The following is a 17,754-nucleotide window of genomic DNA, read 5'->3' on the forward strand; positions in this document are numbered from 1 at the left end:
ATTGGGGTCGTCCTTGATCCCGTGTGTTTCTTAGAACGCGTAGCTGGCCTTGAGACCGCCGTTGAAGCCGTGGCTGTCGCCGCCGCCATTGGCGCCGATTTCTGCGCCCAGGCTCAGGGCGCCGAGGCTGGCCATCACATTCACACCGCCGCTGAACTGGTCGCGATTATCAAATGCGGCGCGTTGTTCGATGTCCAGACCCAGCAGGTGGCTTTGGCTGTCGACCTGGTTGTCGCCCAGTGTGCGTTCGTAGCCCACTTGTACGCCCGGCACCAGTTGCCATGCGCCCATCGCCATTGGGGCGAAGCCAACGTTGAGGTTGGCGACGGCGCTGCGGCGGGTGGCGGTGTTGTCGTCGACGTCGAGTGACAGTTCGCTGCCCTTCTCTTTGAAACCGTTGAGGTCGAGGTGGCTGACGCGCAAACCAAGGCTCGGCTCGAAGGTCATGCCGTTGACCGGAGCGCGGTAGCCGAGGGCGACGGTGGCGCCGGTGAGGTTGCCGTGGCTGTTGCCTTTCGCGGTGCCGAGGCCGCCGCCGAGGTCGCGTTTACTGTCGTAGTCGATGTAGCCGGCGCTGGCGTTAGCGTCGAGAAACAGGCCTTGTTCGAGGCTGGTGAAACCGTAGCGGGCGCCGACGTTGAGGAAGGTGAAGTCGGTATCGGCTTCACCACCCGCGCCTCCGACGCTGCCTTTGCTGTAGCCAAAACCGCCGCGTGCGCTGAGTTGTTCGCTGAAGCGCTGGGTGATGCCGACCATCAGGCCTTGGCTGTGTTCGTTGCTGCTTTCGGCGTGGGCCGAGCCGTCGGTGCCGAGGTAGCCGGCGAGCGCGGTAGTCCAGAGGCGATATTGGCCGACATTGAGGTCAGTGCCGCTGGCAAACGGCGCGGCGGCTTGTTCGATCATTGCGTTTTGCCGCAGCAGGTAGCTGGCGGCATCGGCGTGAACCTGGCCGCCGACCTGGGATTCGACACCGCCGAGGGTGCCGGCATCAATGGCCGATTGCAGGTAGTAGTTGTAGGCGCTGTAGGTGCCGGACAGGTTGGTGTTCTGCAATTGGCGAAGCAATTCAGCGCCGGCAGCGGCGTTGCCGATCAGCCCGGCCTGACCCGGCAGGCTGTTGTATTCGACCAGTTTGCCGCGCAGGACGTAAATGGTTGCCTGCGACAGACCGAGACCTTGTTTGAGGTAGATGTCCATGCTGCCGTATTTGGCGGTGACTTCGTCGAGGCCGGCCTGCAGGTAGCTGGCCTGCACGCCGAGCAGCGGCTCGTAGATCGCGGCCATGCTCGGCGGCAGCGCTTTGAGCGTGGCGGCGACGCGGGCGGCGGTGTAGTCGTTGGTGGCGAGGTAATTGGCCATGATGGTCGCGTTGTCGACCCCGGCGATGCTCTGCAACACGGCGGCGGTCCAGCCGGTGCGGTCCTTGCCGGCGGTGCAGTGGAACAGTTGTGCGGCGTCGACGCTGGCGAGTTCATTGAACAGTTTGCCGAACTGGCCGCGCATGCCTGCGTCACTGACGAAAGCGCGGTTGGTCTGTTCCATCATGGCGATGGCGTCGGCGGCGCTTTTGAAGGAGATGTTGGTGATGTTCGAGCCGGAGGTGGTGCTGCCGATGATGTCGATGTTCTGCCAGGTCGCGCCGCTGATCATGGTGTCGGGGGTGGCGGCGATTTCGCTGGGGGTACGCAAGTCGTAAACGGCTTTGATGCCGAGGCTGTTGAGAATCGCCAGATCGGCGGCGGTCGGCGTCAGCGCGTTGGAACGGTAGAACACCCCGGCGCGCATCGTGCCGTCGTGGGCCGTGGTGTACGCGGTGGTGATGCCGGCGACGTCGCGGAAGTTGTCGATGCCTTGCAGGCGCGGCGTGTCGAGCGGTACAGCCTCGGCAGCATGGGCGGCGGCGATGGACAGGCTGAGTACGGACAGCGAACACAGAAGACGTTGAAACACGGTGCAGCCTCATTGTTTAAGCGTTGGGCTGGTCACTATGGGTAGGCAAGTGATACTGAATATGACAGTTTTGCTTTGAACGGAAATGGCTGCGCGATCGGGCCGTAGGGTGCGTGATTGGTCCATCCACCGGCAGGAAAAGTCTCAGGGACTAACGAAAATGGAAGATCAGATTCGAATGGCAACACGCGAAGATGCCGCCATGATCAGTGAACTCATCGTGAACACCTTGCGTGAGTCCAATGGGCGCGACTATTCGCCAGACGTTATAGAGCAGGTGCAGCGCAGCTTTGCACCGCAGGCGATTCTCAGCTTGCTGGGCAAACGTCAGGTTTACGTGGCGACTTTGAATAAACACATCGTGGCAACCGCCAGTCTTGATCAGGACGTGGTTCGCAGCGTGTTTGTCGCGCCGGCCCGTCAGGGTAAAGGGCTGGGTAAGCGGCTGATGGAAAAGCTTGAGTCAGTCGCTGTCAGCCAGGGTTTCACCACGCTGCATGTGCCCTCTTCCATCACGGCTGAAGGTTTTTATCGATCGCTTGGGTTCGACAGGGTTCGAGACGAATATCACGGTGCCGAACGTACGATCATCATGCAAAAGCAATGGTGATGGCAGTGTCGAACCCACCGTAGAAGGATTACCGGAGTGAACCTGCTCGCGATGGCGGCCGGCCGGCCATCTGAGGTGATGGTGACTGAAAAGCCCCCATCACGAGCCGAAAAAGGCCTGAAGGCATCAACGCGAACTCAATCGACGATGAACAGTTTCGCTCCAGTGGCGGTGAAGGATCGATGGCCTTCGGCGTCGTTGCCTACCTGGTAACTCATGCCGGGAGTCAATGTGAACTGGCGGCCATCCTCCAGTTCGGTCTGCAACTGCCCTTCCAGGCACAGGAGGATATGGCCGCGCCAGCACCAATGATCAGCGAGGTAGCCGGGACTGTACTCGACCATCCGCACGCGCGTTGCGCCAAACTGGCAGGTTCGCCACCAAGCCGTGCCGGTTACCCCGGCATGCGCCTCCGGTTCAATGGTTGACCAATCGGTGGTACCGAAAGGAATGGCGGTGAGATCCATGGCTACCTCGTTGATGTTCGCGAAGCGCGCAAGGTATCAACGAGGGAATTGTGCCGATAGATACAGACAGCGTGGATTTGCGGGATACAGACTCTGAACACGGTCCTTGTGGAAGCTGGCTTGCCAGTAATGAGGCTCGGTCACGCAGCTCACAGAACGCAAAGAAACCAAACAATCCGGGCAGTCAGTTAAATTGATCTGGAGCAGTATTTACCCCACACGGCAGCCGTAATCTGTAATGGCTGAAAACAGCCGTGCTGTGCGCACGTCACAGGCCTTGAGGCCAAGGTGGCGCTAAATGAACAAAAAACGCATTGTCTGGGGGAGCATTCTCCTGGGCCTTCCGTGTGTCTTGCTTCCGGTCCTTTTGATGGGTTACGTCGCCTGGATGTTGAATCTGGCGGCGGCGCAACAGCGCCTGGAAACCCTCGCTTCCGTCGCCTCTAGTCGCGCCCACGGGACTTTCAGTGAAGCGGCCGGTGCACTGAAATCCATCGCTGGATCGCGTCTAGCGCCGTGCACCCCGGAAAGCATCGACGAGATGCGTCTGCTGACCATCAACACCCTCTCGGTGAAGTCGATCGGCTACGTCGAAGAAGAGATTTACGCCTGTGGTTCCTGGGGACCGGTCGGGCAGCACGCGACGCCATGGCGCGAGGATTTCACCACATCGGACGGCGTGCGCGTTTCACTCGGTGTGCAGTCGCGCATCGTTGCAGCGAAACCGATGATGGCGCTGCAGTACGCGGCGTTCAACGTGCTGGTCGATCCCGAGCAGTTTTTGCAGGTGATGCTTGATGAGGATTTGCACCTGGCGGTCGGCACCGCGTCCGGGCAATTGATCAGCACCTCACGCCCGGGCGCGGAACACTTTCTTGCTCGCGTGCATTCCGGCCCGCACTAGGGCCTTGCCGACGGCTACCTCTACACCCTCGTGCACAGCGGCGACTGGGTCGCCATCGCCGCGCTGTCGCGCCATGAGCTGATGCAAGGCTTGATCCGCCGGGAGTTACTGCTGTTGCCCATCGGTGGTTTGCTCGCCGGGGTGCTGGTGTTGCTGATCGTGCGCCGCACCCGGCAACGTCTGTCGCCGCTGGCGGAACTGCAACTGGCGGTGCGCAATCGCGAGTTCGTTGTTCACTATCAACCGATCATCCGCCTCAGCGACGGTGCCTGCGTCGGTGCGGAGGCACTGGTGCGCTGGCAGCATCCGGATGGCTCGCGGGTGTGCCCCGATGCGTTTATTCCGCTGGCCGAGCACAGCGGTTTGATTCTGCCGATCACCGATCAGGTCATCGACAATGTGATGCGTGACCTCGGTCCATTGCTGGTCAAGGAGCGCAGCTTGCACGTGGCGATCAACCTGGCGGCGAAGGACGTCAGCAGCGGCCGCTTTCTGCCGATACTCGACGCTGCGTTACGCCGCGCCGACGTGCAACAAAAGCAGATCTGGCTGGAGGCCACCGAGCGCGGCTTCGTTGAGATTGATGCTGCCCGCGCCACCGTCAATCGCGCCCGTGAGCTGGGTTATCTGGCGGCTATCGATGATTTCGGCACCGGGTTTTCCAGCCTGCAGCATTTGCAACAACTGCCGCTGGACGTGCTGAAGATCGACAAGTCGTTTGTCGACAATATCGATCAGGATGCCGCGACCGGCACCGTGACCGGCCACATCATCGAAATGGCCAAGAGTTTACGTTTGCAGATCGTTGCTGAAGGTATCGAGACCGAAGCGCAGCGCGATTACTTGCGCGGTCAGGGTGTGCAGTTTGGTCAGGGTTGGCTTTTTGCCAAGGCGATGCCGGCGGAGGAGTTTTTACGGTTCTATCGAGAGTGCGCGCAAGTGGAGCACGATGCGCAGGAAGCAGCGATGCCGGTTTAAGCGCGCATAAACACGCGGGCAAACCCATCTTCGGTCGCGCAATGGGTTTGCCGTCAGCCTGCTTCAGTTGGTCTGGCTGAAAACCTCAATCTCCGTAATCCCTACTCGCTCGGCATGTTCAAGAATCTGCTCGGGCGTTGAATCCGCTGTAGGCATGATCAAGCCGTTTTCCGCATCGCCCAGATGCAGTTCCAGCAGATGCATCGCAGCCGCGTGCTTGGCCAACTGCTGCTCCTTGAGTTCAAGCAGAAAAGTCCGAGGCTCGCCGTTGAATAGATATTTGATGTGATAGGTGTACATGATGTCATCCACGTCAGTAGGAAAAGGCACTGATTATCCTGACGTGACGGTCAGTTTTTAGTTCAAATTGAATCGCCTCTCTGACCAATCCGGAATTCATGGCAAACTTTTTCCTTGCCGAGGCGTCCCTTTCTTAAACCCCCAACCGGCTGATTTCAGCCAAGGACTGGCGATGACCTTTTTCATTTTTCTTCTGGCCTGCGCTGCGGCGGCAGCCACCGGCGTGATGTTCAAACCAGGGCCGTGGTACGAAGGGCTGAACAAACCCGGTTTCACCCCGCCCAATTGGGCGTTCCCGGTGGCCTGGACGATTATCTATCTGCTGCTGGCCTGGGCCGGTTACCGCTTGAGCCTGATCCCCGGCAGCCAGACCGTCCTGGCGCTATGGGCGGCGCAGATTGCGTTGAACACGCTGTGGACGCCGGTGTTCTTCGGCGCGCATCAGGTGCTGGCGGCGATGGTGATTCTCACCGTGTTGTGGCTGGTGGTCGCGGCGATGGTGGTGCTGGCGATACAACTGGACCTGATCACTGGCTTGATCCTGTTTCCTTATCTGGCGTGGCTGTGCGTTGCCGCGGCGTTGAATTTTTCCATCCTGATCAAGAACCGCTGATGACCAGTGCCAATCGGGGCAGTGCAACGCCATGGCCGCAGGGCGAGCGCGAGTTGGCGCAGGTGCGCGCCTTCAACAGGAAGCTGGCCTGGCTGCCGCGGTTCAAGATCCGCAACCGCCTGACGCCACGCTTGATTCAAGCGCTATTGCGCGCGAGTCAGATTGGCGGCTCGGGCGCGTTGCGCAAGCTTGGCCTGACCGCTGAGCGTAAGCTGATTGATAACGTACCGGTGCGCATCATCCGCCCTAAAGGCCCGGCGAAAGGCGTGGTGCTGGATTTTCACGGTGGCGGCTGGGTGATCGGCAATGCGCAGATGGACGACAACTTCAACGCGGCCATCGTCGACAGCTGCCAGGTGACTGTGGTCTCGGTGGATTATCGACTGGCGGTGTCCACGCCCATCGAAGGACTGCTGGAAGATTGCCTCAACGCCACTCGCTGGTTATTTCACGAGGAGGAGTTTGCCGGGCTGCCCGTCGTGGTTGTCGGTGAATCGGCGGGCGGTCATCTGGCGGCGGCGACCCTGTTGGCGCTGAAACAATGGCCCGATCTGCTGCAAAGAATTAGCGGCGCACTGCTGTATTACGGCGTCTACGACCTCACCGGAACGCCAAGCGTACGCAACGCGCCTGCCGACACGCTGGTGCTGGACGGCCCCGGCATGGTCGAGGCGTTACGCTTGCTGACGCCTGAGCTGACTGACGAGCAGCGCCGACAGCCACCGCTCTCTCCGCTGTACGGCGACTTCGCCGGTTTCCCGCCCGCGCTGCTGTTTGCCGGCGAACTCGATCCACTGCGCGACGACACCCTCGACATCGCCAGGCGCTGGGCGCAATCGGCGCGGGTCGAAATGTATATGTTGCCCGACTCGCCGCATGGCTTTATCCACTTTCCCACGACCATCGCCGAGGGTGTGCTGGCGTACAGTCGGCAATGGATTTCGGCGCGCATAGGGAACGCTGGTTCGCCACAAACGCCAGCAGCTTCACCGTCTACTTAGCCCAAGCGTCACCGTTACAGTAAGATCTGTGCGCACCTCCTTGGCCAAGGAGACAGGCTAATGAATACGAAGGGACAACGTGAACCTACGAGATGAAATCGAGAGGACTTTTCAAGGCAAAGCCTTTGCCCGACCTCTTTTCTATTCCTGCCCTGGAGGACTGCGTTTTGAGCTCTCCGAAACGGGTGGGATCATTGAGCAGTTCCTGACCGCCCTACGAAAATCGACAACGATCTGCAGCGATATCTTTTCTGACGCGGCAACGTTTGTGGCGTGTCTGCGCACTCACTCAGGCAACCATGGCTTTACTCATCGGGCCGCGATTCGGGCATTTCGATCTGCCGGCATTGATATTCCTCCTGAACGCTCAATCTGGAGCGAGGAGATAGATGTCGAAGAATGGTATTGCGAAGAAGAGCCTGAGTACTGGATCAACATCGCGTTCGAAGCGCCGATCACAAGCCTTCAAGCATTTCTCTGGTGCGCGTTGACTAAAGATTTTGGCGCTATTGAGCCCAATCCCCACTGTGATGTGTATCTGTTCAATCTGTCGAAACAGGTCATGGTTTTTCCCTACGACGACAGAGGCATGGATGTCGTCGGCCCTAATGCACCGCTACTTTCGCAACTGTACGAGCGGCACAATCAATACCTGCTTGACTATGACCGCTCGGCCATGGACGCCACGTTCGCAGGGGCGCGTTAGTCGCTACACCGGACGCTGGCATCAGCGACGAATCCAAAAAGGGAGCTTTTGGGCGTGAGCAATACTGGGGGCGCAATATGGAAATAGATCGTCTGCTCAAGAAGCGGCAACTCAATGTGCGGGAACAGAATGCGGTGACTGCCCATCGCCTGACGGAAACCGCTCGATTCTGGCGTGATACCAATATTCCCGAGGCCTTGACACGTTTCGGCGAGCGCCAAGGTGTTGATTGGTCAGAAACCGTCGTACTCGATCTTGAAGTCGACTTTCCCGGAATGCCACGGCTGTATGGCTTGATCCTCGATCAAGCGGAACGGTTCATAGCGTTTCAAATTGACACCGACAGTGATCATCAACACGTAGAGTTCGTAAGCCAATGGGAGGATGTCTCGGCGCATCAGAGCTATTCGGCTTCCGAGCGCGGCACTGGCAAAGGCTTTGCTGTGATTGCGTTGCAGGTCAGGCGGGAAGTGCTTGCACAACGATAGGTGTCGGTTTTCAGGCATAGGTTTCCTCTCCCTGGAAGGCCGACAATCACCGTGCTCAGGCGATGTAGAAGAAGTACAGCGCCAAACCCAGCAACTGCATGAGCAACAGGATGGAGAGCAAATGATTACAGCCCTTCCACGCCTTGCTCACCGGTTGGTTTTTTGCCACTCGGTAGCGAAGATAACTGTCGAGCGAAAGCGACGCCGTGGGGATCAACACGAACAAAAACGTCAAAAAGAAATTAAACATTTCCTTTGTCCATCGACTCCCAACATGAAACCGGATTTGTTCGCTGCATCGTGCGCTGCTCAAGTTATCTGAGCAGACAGCTTAGCTGATCGGCATGCCCCCGGAATCCGTGGGGTTCTCCGCCGCAGTGATCCCGGGCAATAGCAGTGGGTGGGGACAAGTCGGTGACATGCAAACCCTCAAGTCCGCCATTCAATGGCAGAATCCCCTGACCCTGATGATTTCGGAGACCACAATGCTGCGCGTGTTTGAACAACGGCTCGACCCATTTCCTCCCGACGAAGCACCGCCTCCGCCCGTCGGCCTGATGCGGTTCCTGTGGGCCTGCACGCGCGGTGCACGCGGCTATATCCTCGCGCTGGCGCTGCTCAGTGCCGGCGTGTCGATCTACGAAGCCTGGCTGTTTTCTTTTCTCGGCCAGGTCGTCGATCTGCTCTCGACGTGGCAGGCCGGCGGTGGAGTCAACGCGCAGGAAAGTCGCGTGCTGTGGGGCATCGGCATCGTGTTGTTCATCAGCATCGGTCTGGTGGCGCTGCGCACCATGGTTCAGCACCAGATCCTCGCGATCAATTTGCCGTTGCGGCTGCGTTGGGACTTCCATCGGTTGATGCTGCGGCAAAGCCTTTCGTTCTTTTCCGATGAGTTCTCCGGGCGGGTCACGACCAAGGTCATGCAGACCGCACTGGCCGTGCGTGAAGTGTTGTTCACCCTCATCGAAATAGCACCGGGCATCGGCGTTTACTTCATTGCGATCATCGCCCTGGCCGGCGGTTTTGCCCTGAAACTGATGCTGCCGTTCATTATCTGGGTCGCGTTGTTCGGGCTGGCCATGGTGTACTTTGTGCCGCGTCTGGGCCAGGTCGGTCAGGAGCAGGCTGATGCGCGATCGTCGATGACCGGGCGCATTGCCGACGCCTACACCAACATCACCACGGTAAAACTGTTCTCGCACTCCAAGCGTGAAGCGCACTTCGCACGCGCGGCGATGGAGGATTTCAAACTCACCGGGTTCCGCCAGATGCGTCTGGTCAGCCAGTTCGAGATCGTCAATCAGGCGCTGGTGGTCGGGCTGATTATCGGTGCCGGCGGCTACGCGCTGTGGCTATGGCATCTGGGTCAGGTAGGCACCGGCGCGGTGGCGGCAATCACCGCCATGGCGCTGCGCATCAACGGCATGTCGCACTGGATCATGTGGCAGATGACGTCGCTGTTCGAAAACATCGGCACCGTGCAGGACGGTATGGCCACCCTCACCCGTGGCCCTAAAGTGCAGGACGCGCCGAACGCCGGCGTGCTGGTGCCGGCGGGCGGCGCGGTGACGTTCGACAAGGTGAACTTCAACTACAACGGCGAACGTCAGGTCCTCGACAACTTGAGCCTGAGCATCCGCGCTGGCGAGAAAATCGGCCTGGTCGGCCGCTCCGGTGCGGGCAAATCGACGCTGATCAATCTGCTGCTGCGCTTTTATGATGTCGACAGCGGTGAGATCCGCATCGACGGCCAGAACATCGCGCACGTGACGCAAGACAGTCTGCGCAGCGCCATCGGCATGGTCACCCAGGACACGTCGCTGCTGCACCGGTCGATTCGCGACAACATCGCCTACGGCCGCCCGGACGCCACCGACGAAGATATCCGCCGCGCCGCCGCGAACGCGCAGGCCGACGGCTTCATCAGCCAACTGAGCGACAAGCAGGGCCACAGCGGCTACGACACGCTGGTCGGCGAGCGCGGCATCAAACTCTCCGGCGGCCAGCGCCAACGCATCGCCATCGCCCGAGTGATGCTGAAGAACGCGCCGATCCTGCTGCTCGACGAAGCCACCAGCGCGCTGGACTCGGAAGTCGAAGTCGCCATCCAGGAAAGCCTCGATGAAATGATGCAGGGCAAAACCGTGATCGCGATTGCCCATCGGCTGTCGACGATTGCGGCGATGGATCGACTGATTGTCATGGATGAGGGGCGGATTATCGAGCAAGGGACGCACACTGAGTTGCTGAGCAGAAACGGTATTTATGCGCGGCTCTGGCAGCATCAGAGTGGTGGGTTTCTGGGTGAGGATCAGGGCGTGGCGACGGCGATGGATCAGGCTTGAGGGTGTGGGGCTGGTTGGGAGCAGTCGCTTGTGGGCGACTGCTGTCGTCCATTATCGGAAAGTGGTCTAAACGTCCAATGGCCAACAAAAACGTCAATTGCATATTAGTCATTTGCCCCAATTGCCTCAGGTGCGCTTACTTTCCTGGGAAGGAATCGTTTCTTGTTTGAGATAACGAAATGAACCTGCCGATTGTCATCAACAAAAATACAAACGAACAAGACCCGAATTCAAAGATCCGGGTCCTGTTCGGTTTATCTGAAACTGCATTCAGGAGAGGCTTTTACCAAGCGTAGCGGTAGCCGAGGTTCACCGAATAAGGCTGTTCTATGCCATCGCCCTTGGTGTATTCCGCGTCGATGAAAAACTTGTGCTTCTCGGCGGTTTGCAGGATCGCCCCGCCACCGATTTCGGCCCGCGAACCTGGCAATTTGCTGTCCAGACTTACGTCGTTGACGCTCACATGGCTGTCACCGGCATGTTCGGTAATCCACGATGCTTTGGCGTATGGCTGCACAGTCATACCGTTATCCAGCTTCATGTTACGACCGAACAGGCTGCCAACTCGGCTCTGAACAGAAGTAACGGCGTCCTGTTCGACTTTCAAGCCATTGCTTGCGGTGTAGTCGCCACTGCCCACGCGGAATGCTTGCACTTCCAGTTGTGGTTCGACGAACCAGCCTTGTCCAAGATCGATTTGCTTGCCAACTTCTACGCTCGCCGCAATTGCGTGATTCTTGTATTTACCGTCGACCTTCTGGCCCATATTGCTGGTGATATCGACCTTGTTGTCCAAGTGGGTGTATTTCAGCACGCTGTCAACGTACACGCCGTTTTGGTCGATGTAGGTTGCATAGGTGCCGAGCATGGCGCTGTCGATGTGGCCTTTGCTGCCTTCGCCGAAGTTCTGACGAGCCTCACCTTGTCCGGCCATACCGCCGAGGTACAGCTTGCCGTTGTAGAAAGGAATGGCCTTGTCGGCGCCGATCTCGAAACCGTTGACCTGCTGCTCAAAGGCACGGCTGGAACCTGTATCGATGCGCTGCTCCTTGCCGAAGCCACGTGTCCACAGACCGCCCTCATCATTACCCATACGCAACTCGCCCAGTCGTTTGGTCAAGGCGTTCATCTGCGCACCGATGAGTCCCGTGGCCGCCGCCTGTTGAGCGATGGCAGCGTTCGCGCCCTTACTCAGGTTCTCTGGTTGAGGATTGCTGATAATGGGTTCAATGGGCGCAACGATGTCTCCGGCACCGCCAGCGGTATCACCCACTGGCTCCTCGCCACCGCCCGCATCCTGTGCAGTACCAGCCAGGTACCAGTCATCGCCACGCTGTTCGAGGCCATAACGGAAGGCACCCACGTCGACTTTGCCGCCGTACAAATCGAACTTGCCCGCGCCGCCGTTGGTATCCACCAGCATCAGTGCACCACCTTGGGCCTGGTGGCCGGAATCGGCAACGATCAGCGTGTGCTCCCCGTCAACTTGTCCTTCAACCTTGAGCAAGTCGCCTTGCAGCGTTGCCAGGTCAGTGTTGAGCAAGAAGCTGCCATTGCCGCTCAAATTGCCCACCGTCAGCGTTTTGAACAAGCCGTTGGCGTGGTCGAAATTGACACGGCCGTCGTTCAACGAAAGAGCACCCAACGAAGAGTCGCCAGTCATTGTCCAGGCGCTTCCACTGTTTACACCCAGTTTATCCAGCCATTGCGCTGCACCTTGCCAGGTCGAACCATTTTCAAGGTTGATGCTGCTGTCTAGCGTGTGATCATGATCGATCGACACGTCGCCTTTCAGTCGCGACCCATTGGTGGCGGCCAGTGTCATACGTTCGATTTTCTTGCCGCTAGTCTCCACGCTGCGGGAGCCCATCAAGATGTTGCCTTCAATCGTTGAACCGTCAGCGGTCACATCAACACCGGCGAGAACCCCTCCCTTGATGGCATAGTCATTAGAGCTGACCAGGCTGTTTTTGAGATGAACGCTATGCTGGCCGGATGTCAGAGCGGTGATCCCGACAGCGGTCGTGCCATTGACCACAACACGTGAGTCTTCGAGGCTCAACGATGAACCGACGTCCGTGCCTACATAGACACCGTAGCTGCCATTACCATTGAGAGCGATATCGACATTCTTACCGATGACAGTACCCCCAGATGCAGAGTAGAGACCGATGCCGCCGTGCTCACCGTGGATGCGGACATTATCGAACGTTGCTTTCCCGCCATCGATTTTGCTGCTCCAGAGGCCGTGTTCCCCTAAATCCACTTCACTGTTAGTCAAGTTGAGGGTTGAGCCTGCAGATGCCCGGAGCATAGGTCCTGATCCGTCGCTGGTGATCTTCACATTGTTCGCATTGACCACACCTCCCTGTTTGGCCGAGATGGCAGTGGCCGTTGAGTGCAGGTTTGACGACTCAACATTCACCGTCCCTCCAACATCAGCAAATACGGCTTCGGCGTTAGAGTTGATGTCCATGTTCTTGACATCAACGGTCGCCCCTTGGGATGCCTGAGCACCATAGGCGTACCCTGATCCGGTAGTGGTTATGCTGCCGCCGTCCAGACTTATGTGAGCACCCTCTCCTGAGGCCAGCGCTCCACGACTGTTGTCCCCCGAAGTACTGATCGCAATATTGTCCGCCGACACCGTCCCGCCTGCGGTGGCGTATATTCCATAGCCCCTGCTATTGGTGGTTTTAATGGAGCCTCCGCGAACGTTGACGTTGCTGGTCCCCGTTGTTGCAATTCCATACCCGTTGGCTCCGAGGGTAACGATATCGAGATTGCTGACATCAGCCGTCGCATTCGTCACGAGCAGGCCCGAACCTGTGCTATTGATCTGCACATTGTTACCACTTAGCTGGCTTGCTTCTTTGATATCCAACGCGACGCTGTTGCCCAGCGTAGCGACCTCGGTGTTTTGAAGGTTTACCTTAGAGCCACCAGACGCCACCAACCCAGGCGTATTGGCCATGAGGGAATTCACGGTCATGCCGATCAAGTTCAGCGTGGAGCTGGTTTCTACCAGCACAGCGCCCAAGCCAGTGCCTGAAGTGCTGAGAATACCGTTGCTCCAAGTCGCATCACCGACATTCATAACCCGCAATGCAGGGTTGTTGTCACCTGATGTCACCATTTTCCCGGTACCGTTATAGATCGTACCGTCGACGAGCACACCAGTGGCGTGCCCCATGCTGGAAAAGGCCAACAACAAGCTGGCAGACAACGTGCTCAAGGGAAAAGCCGGGGCTCTTGAAGTTAAGCGCGCAACGCTGTTTCGCGATTTTAATACGCCAGACGCCGACTCCGACGGCACCGTAAAATAGGTGCACGTGCGATTCCATATAGTTCGGTAGATGCTGTTCATAAATCTCTCATTCATTGATTTTTTTCAGGACAGGCTTAAACAAGCCGGCGCTCGAAAGTCACTGAGGAGAAATTTGAACAGGAAATTTAGCGGCAAAAATTCAGGCTTTTCCGACGGAAATGTAGGACTTTTCCTACGAGTGAGCTGATCTTTTTGGCACTCAGCAACTCGTATCACCGTCTACTTCCAGATGAACCTAGCGGAATCGAGTGGCCAGTATTGGTCGGGAGTGGACGTTCTGACGTTTCATGGAAAACGGCAAGGAGAAACGGTCAATGGACTTCATTATCGATTTGATAGCTCATCGAATTGGCGTGTTTGTGTTGGGCTTACTGAGTGGCGGCCGTTTCAAGGGTGAGAGTGGTTTTGCCTGGGGCTGGGCAGTTGTCGTCGGTGGACTCATTCTGCTATCTCCATTCGCAGCGCTAATAGCTGTGCTCATCTATACCAGTGGCCAGTGAATTGATGTCTGTAATGGGTCAGGAGCTGCGTTTTTCGAACGGTAGCTTCTGGCCGACAGCAGTCGTTCGTGAGCGGATATCGCCCAGAAGCAATTATCCAGGACGTGGAAACATTTACCCGCTATTCGTCAAGACGCAGTCCATCGATGACCTACCTTTTGATGGACACTCACTTTTAACTCACCGGCACCGCAAACACCGCACTGGCCCGCGCCACCGTGCGTTCCCCAACATGCAAACTAACGGCAGCAAACGCCAGTTGCCGGCCTTTTTTCGAGTACTCCAAACGCACTTCCAGCCACTCGTTCATCTGCACCGCGCCGAGATAATCCAGCGTCATGCTCGCCGTGATCAATGGCTGTGGAGGGTCACTGGAAAATGCCATCGCGTACCCCATCCCGACATCGGCCAACGTTGCCAATACGCCGCCATGCAAGGTGCCACGGCCATTGGCATGGCGTGAGTCGGTTAACAAACCCAGTTCCAGTTGCAACCCGCTGCCCCTCGCGTAGATCGGGCCCAGCAAATCAAGCAACGGGCTGCTGCGGGTAAACGCGGTGAAACCTTCGGGAATTGCGATGGCGTCCATGGTCCCTCCTGGTGCCGTTGACTCACCGGCTTCATTGACCTTAATGGGAGGGTTTATTGGCAATCGCCTGATGGAGCAAGAACTATACGGATGCGGAATCTCCAGTGATCAACTGTCGAAGCAGGACCGACCGATCATCCCGTGGACGCCAGATCGCCACGTTCCATCATTCGAACACTGGCAAACGTCGATTCGTTGCGCGCTTGGTCGAGCGTCGTCAGCGGCTTGATTGTTGAAGGCTGTGCTACCGGTTTGCGACTCATCTCAGAGCCGGAGCGCTCATCACTCGGCGGCACGCCAAAATGCTCGCGGTAGCATTTGGAGAAATGCGGTGTTGAGACGAACCCGCACACGTACGCCAGCTCAACGATCGACAAGGACGTCTGTTTGAGCAGTTGTCGTGCGCGAATCAGCCGCAACCGCAAGTAGTAGCGCGACGGCGTGCATTGCAGGTATTTCTGAAACAGCCGCTCCAGCTGTCGACGTGACAGGTCGACGTATTCGGCCAGGTTATCCAGGTCGATCGGCTCCTCAAGATTGGCCTCCATCAACGCCACCACTTCTTGCAACTTGGGCTGATGCGTGCCGACCACATGCTTGAGCGGTACGCGTTGGTGATCCTGCTCATTGCGGATGCGTTCGTAGACGAACATCTCGGAGATGGCGGTGGCCAGTTCACGACCATGATCGCGCGCAATCAGGTGCAGCATCATGTCCAGCGGCGCGGTGCCGCCGGAGCTGGTGAAGCGGTTGCGGTCGAGGGTAAACAGACTGGTGCTGACATTGACGCGCGGAAAAGCTTCCTGCATCGCCGCCAGAAATTCCCAGTGCACGCTGCACTCGTAGCCGTCGAGCAACCCGGCTTTGGCGAGCGCCCAGCTACCGGTGCACACCCCGCCCAAGCGCTTGGACTGTCGCGCCAGGGCTTGCAGCCACGTCGTGTGCTCGCGGGTAATTGCGCTCTGGATGCCGACGCCACCGCAGACGATAATCGTGTCCGCCACGGAGGGATTGCTCCACGACCCATCCGGGGTGATCGGCACGCCATCGCTGGCCCAGACCGCCGCGCCATTGGGGCTGAAGGTATGCCAGCGATACAGCGTTCGCCCCGTCAGTTGATTGGCCATGCGCAAGGGCTCGACGGCGGACGCCAATGACATCAGGGTAAATTTGTCCAACAGCAGAAACCCTACGGATTGGGTTGCACCGTCGGCTACGGAGGGGGTCGATGACATCATGGCCTCATAAATATCGGTCGCGACGCAGGCGTCTGCCATTCCCTCCGACATACGTGGAGGGAGTATCAGGTTCGGCGCAAACGCCTACCCCACCGACGTGACCCTCGCCGCTGGCGCGGGATGACGCGACGTCAACAGGCCAATGAAGGAAATCGCCAGCGCCAGGCCAATGGTTGTCGTGACTTCAGTGCGGTGTTGCGGGGTGATCATCATCACCGCCAGCGCGGCGCAGATGAATACGATCACCAGCCATGTCAACCAGGGAAACAGCCACATGCGGAAGGTCAGCTCGACGTTGCGCTGTTGCAATATCCGCCGCATGCGCAACTGCGACACCGCGATGGCGAGGTACACCAACAGGGCAATCGCTCCGGAGCTGGCCAGCAGGAATTCAAACAGCCCGGCAGGCATGAAGTAGCTCCACACAGTGATCGACGCACCGAGCACGGTGCTGGCGATAACCGCTGCGCGCGGCACACCTTCGGAAGAGGTCGCCTTCAGCGCTTTCGGCGCATCGCCACGCCGGCCCAGCGAGTACAGCATCCGCGAAGCAATGTAGATCGAGGAGTTCATGCAACTGGCCACGGCAATCAGCACGACGACGTCGACCATGAACTTGGCGTGGGGAATGTTCATGATTTCCAGAGCGCGCTGATAAGAGCCGACCGAGGCCAGCAACGGATCATTCCAGGGCACCACAGAGATCACCACGAAGATCGACAGCAGGTAAAACACGCCGATACGCCAGATCACCGAACGGGTGGCCTTGGCAATGTTTCGCGACGGGTCATTCGATTCGGCGGCGGCGATGGTCACCGCTTCGGTACCGATGAAGCTGAACATGATGGTGATGAACGCACCGACCACCGCTGACAAGCCGTTGGGTGCAAACCCACCGTGCTCGGCCATCAGCCCGCTCAAACCGCTGACTTCTCTGTCGGGAATCCAGCCCATCAACACGGCAAAACCAACACCGATAAAACCAATGATCGCCACGACCTTGGCCATGGCGAACCAGAACTCGAATTCGCCGTACTTGGCCACGCTGAACAGGTTGGTCACCACCAGCGCAATGATCGAGCCCAACGCGAACAGCCAGGCATCGACCTGCGGAAACCATTGGTTCAGCACATGGCCGGCGGCGAGCGCTTCGATGGGAATCACCAACACCCAGAACCACCAGTACAACCAGCCGATAGTGAAGCCGGCCCAGCGTCCGATGGCCTGGTCGGCATAGGTCGAAAAAGAGCCAGTGTCGGGGTTAGCCACCGCCATCTCGCCGAGCATGCGCATGACCAGCACAACGAGCAAACCGGAGAACAGATAAGCCAGCAGAACCGCCGGCCCCGCCGCCGCAATGGCATGTCCTGAACCTACGAACAATCCGGCGCCGATAATCCCGGCAATGGACAACATAGTGACGTGACGAGGCTTGAAGCCCTGCGCCAATTGGCTACTCGAATCCGTTGAGTTCGGGCTGATCATTGGTTTTTTTATTCTCTGCTGAACGACATTCTAGCGAGTTGACCAAGGCAATCGAGCACTGTCGTTGCCTGCCGAGCCCCCCGAAAGAAGCCCCCTTCAACCGCCGCAGTTCTTATCAACCCCATGATCTGGATGGGATTATTTTGATGTGAAGACGCGTCACCTTACCCGGCCTGTCAGATGATTCAGTAGCCTGATTGCGTCATGGTTGTGTCTGATATCGACATACCAAGACCGAATGGTCGAGACGGA

The 17,754-nt window shown here is 58.2% G+C and carries 17 protein-coding genes; 9 read left to right on the forward strand and 8 right to left on the reverse strand.

The genetic code is table 11. The features are described from left to right. Positions 1-30: 30 nt before the first annotated feature. Positions 31-1,950, reverse strand: coding sequence for a tyrosine-protein phosphatase (locus AC0ZWN_RS00880; RefSeq protein WP_476333686.1), 1,920 nt, complete (start codon positions 1,948-1,950; stop codon positions 31-33). Between the two features lie 160 nt (positions 1,951-2,110). Between AC0ZWN_RS00880 and AC0ZWN_RS00885 the strand changes: the two genes are divergently transcribed. Beyond that, positions 2,111-2,560: an N-acetyltransferase family protein gene (locus AC0ZWN_RS00885; protein WP_476333687.1), complete on the forward strand. Its 450-nt coding sequence runs from the start codon at positions 2,111-2,113 to the stop codon at positions 2,558-2,560. Between the two features lie 137 nt (positions 2,561-2,697). Here the strand turns inward: AC0ZWN_RS00885 and AC0ZWN_RS00890 are convergent, their stop codons facing one another. After that, positions 2,698-3,027 carry a DHCW motif cupin fold protein gene (locus tag AC0ZWN_RS00890; RefSeq protein WP_095049927.1) on the reverse strand — a complete coding sequence of 110 codons (330 nt, stop codon included), beginning with the start codon at positions 3,025-3,027 and terminating at the stop codon, positions 2,698-2,700. 370 nt (positions 3,028-3,397) lie between these two features. Here AC0ZWN_RS00890 and AC0ZWN_RS00895 point away from each other — a divergent pair, with 370 nt between their 5' ends. Together AC0ZWN_RS00895 and AC0ZWN_RS00900 are read left to right on the forward strand one after the other, a co-directional pair. Further along, on the forward strand, positions 3,398-3,931 hold the full coding sequence (locus tag AC0ZWN_RS00895; RefSeq protein ID WP_476333689.1) for a CSS-motif domain-containing protein: 534 nt from the start codon (positions 3,398-3,400) through the stop codon (positions 3,929-3,931). A gap of 30 nt (positions 3,932-3,961) precedes the next feature. After that, entirely contained in the window at positions 3,962-4,909 is a 948-nt protein-coding gene (locus tag AC0ZWN_RS00900) for an EAL domain-containing protein (protein WP_476333691.1), read from the forward strand. A gap of 63 nt (positions 4,910-4,972) precedes the next feature. Here the strand turns inward: AC0ZWN_RS00900 and AC0ZWN_RS00905 are convergent, their stop codons facing one another. Further along, positions 4,973-5,239 (reverse strand): hypothetical protein, encoded by a 267-nt coding sequence (locus AC0ZWN_RS00905; RefSeq protein ID WP_257354755.1) that lies wholly within the window; start codon positions 5,237-5,239, stop codon positions 4,973-4,975. A gap of 142 nt (positions 5,240-5,381) precedes the next feature. Here AC0ZWN_RS00905 and tspO point away from each other — a divergent pair, with 142 nt between their 5' ends. From tspO to AC0ZWN_RS00925, 4 genes are all read left to right on the forward strand, one after another. Further along, the gene (gene tspO / locus AC0ZWN_RS00910; protein WP_095049923.1) at positions 5,382-5,822 is read left to right on the forward strand and encodes a tryptophan-rich sensory protein TspO; all 441 of its coding nucleotides are present in this window, start codon (positions 5,382-5,384) and stop codon (positions 5,820-5,822) included. Continuing rightward, the gene (locus AC0ZWN_RS00915) at positions 5,822-6,823 is read left to right on the forward strand and encodes an alpha/beta hydrolase (RefSeq protein WP_476333693.1); all 1,002 of its coding nucleotides are present in this window, start codon (positions 5,822-5,824) and stop codon (positions 6,821-6,823) included. The genes tspO and AC0ZWN_RS00915 overlap by 1 nt, the downstream gene beginning before the upstream one ends. Before the next feature lie 79 nt (positions 6,824-6,902). Next, entirely contained in the window at positions 6,903-7,529 is a 627-nt protein-coding gene (locus AC0ZWN_RS00920; RefSeq protein ID WP_476333694.1) for a DUF3885 domain-containing protein, read from the forward strand. Between the two features lie 77 nt (positions 7,530-7,606). Then, positions 7,607-8,017, forward strand: coding sequence for a hypothetical protein (locus AC0ZWN_RS00925; RefSeq protein WP_476333695.1), 411 nt, complete (start codon positions 7,607-7,609; stop codon positions 8,015-8,017). A 55-nt stretch (positions 8,018-8,072) separates the two neighbouring features. Here the strand turns inward: AC0ZWN_RS00925 and AC0ZWN_RS00930 are convergent, their stop codons facing one another. Continuing rightward, complete coding sequence (locus AC0ZWN_RS00930) at positions 8,073-8,267, reverse strand: hypothetical protein (RefSeq protein WP_095049919.1); 195 nt, start codon at positions 8,265-8,267, stop codon at positions 8,073-8,075. Between the two features lie 235 nt (positions 8,268-8,502). On the opposite strand from AC0ZWN_RS00930, the gene AC0ZWN_RS00935 reads away from it, so the two are divergent. After that, positions 8,503-10,362, forward strand: a complete 1,860-nt coding sequence (locus AC0ZWN_RS00935; RefSeq protein ID WP_116255724.1) for an ABC transporter ATP-binding protein — start codon at positions 8,503-8,505, stop codon at positions 10,360-10,362. Positions 10,363-10,645: 283 nt separating this feature from the next. On the opposite strand, the gene AC0ZWN_RS00940 is transcribed toward AC0ZWN_RS00935, so the two are convergent. Further along, complete coding sequence (locus AC0ZWN_RS00940) at positions 10,646-13,729, reverse strand: autotransporter outer membrane beta-barrel domain-containing protein (protein WP_476333697.1); 3,084 nt, start codon at positions 13,727-13,729, stop codon at positions 10,646-10,648. Positions 13,730-14,004: 275 nt separating this feature from the next. On the opposite strand from AC0ZWN_RS00940, the gene AC0ZWN_RS00945 reads away from it, so the two are divergent. Further along, a complete protein-coding gene (locus AC0ZWN_RS00945; protein ID WP_095049917.1) occupies positions 14,005-14,190 on the forward strand; it encodes a hypothetical protein in 186 nt (61 codons plus the stop codon). A 175-nt stretch (positions 14,191-14,365) separates the two neighbouring features. Here AC0ZWN_RS00945 and AC0ZWN_RS00950 read toward each other — a convergent pair whose 3' ends face one another. The 3 genes from AC0ZWN_RS00950 to gabP all read right to left on the reverse strand — a co-directional run bounded on the left by AC0ZWN_RS00950 (position 14,366) and on the right by gabP (position 17,502). Continuing rightward, on the reverse strand, positions 14,366-14,779 hold the full coding sequence (locus tag AC0ZWN_RS00950) for a PaaI family thioesterase (protein WP_220558749.1): 414 nt from the start codon (positions 14,777-14,779) through the stop codon (positions 14,366-14,368). Positions 14,780-14,913: 134 nt separating this feature from the next. After that, positions 14,914-16,014 (reverse strand): choline metabolism transcriptional regulator GbdR, encoded by a 1,101-nt coding sequence (gene gbdR / locus AC0ZWN_RS00955; protein WP_476333699.1) that lies wholly within the window; start codon positions 16,012-16,014, stop codon positions 14,914-14,916. Positions 16,015-16,101: 87 nt separating this feature from the next. Continuing rightward, on the reverse strand, positions 16,102-17,502 hold the full coding sequence (gabP, locus tag AC0ZWN_RS00960) for a GABA permease (RefSeq protein ID WP_186624209.1): 1,401 nt from the start codon (positions 17,500-17,502) through the stop codon (positions 16,102-16,104). Between the last annotated feature and the right edge of the window lie 252 nt (positions 17,503-17,754).

Source organism: Pseudomonas sp. 3B-A001-10F (genome assembly GCF_056313565.1).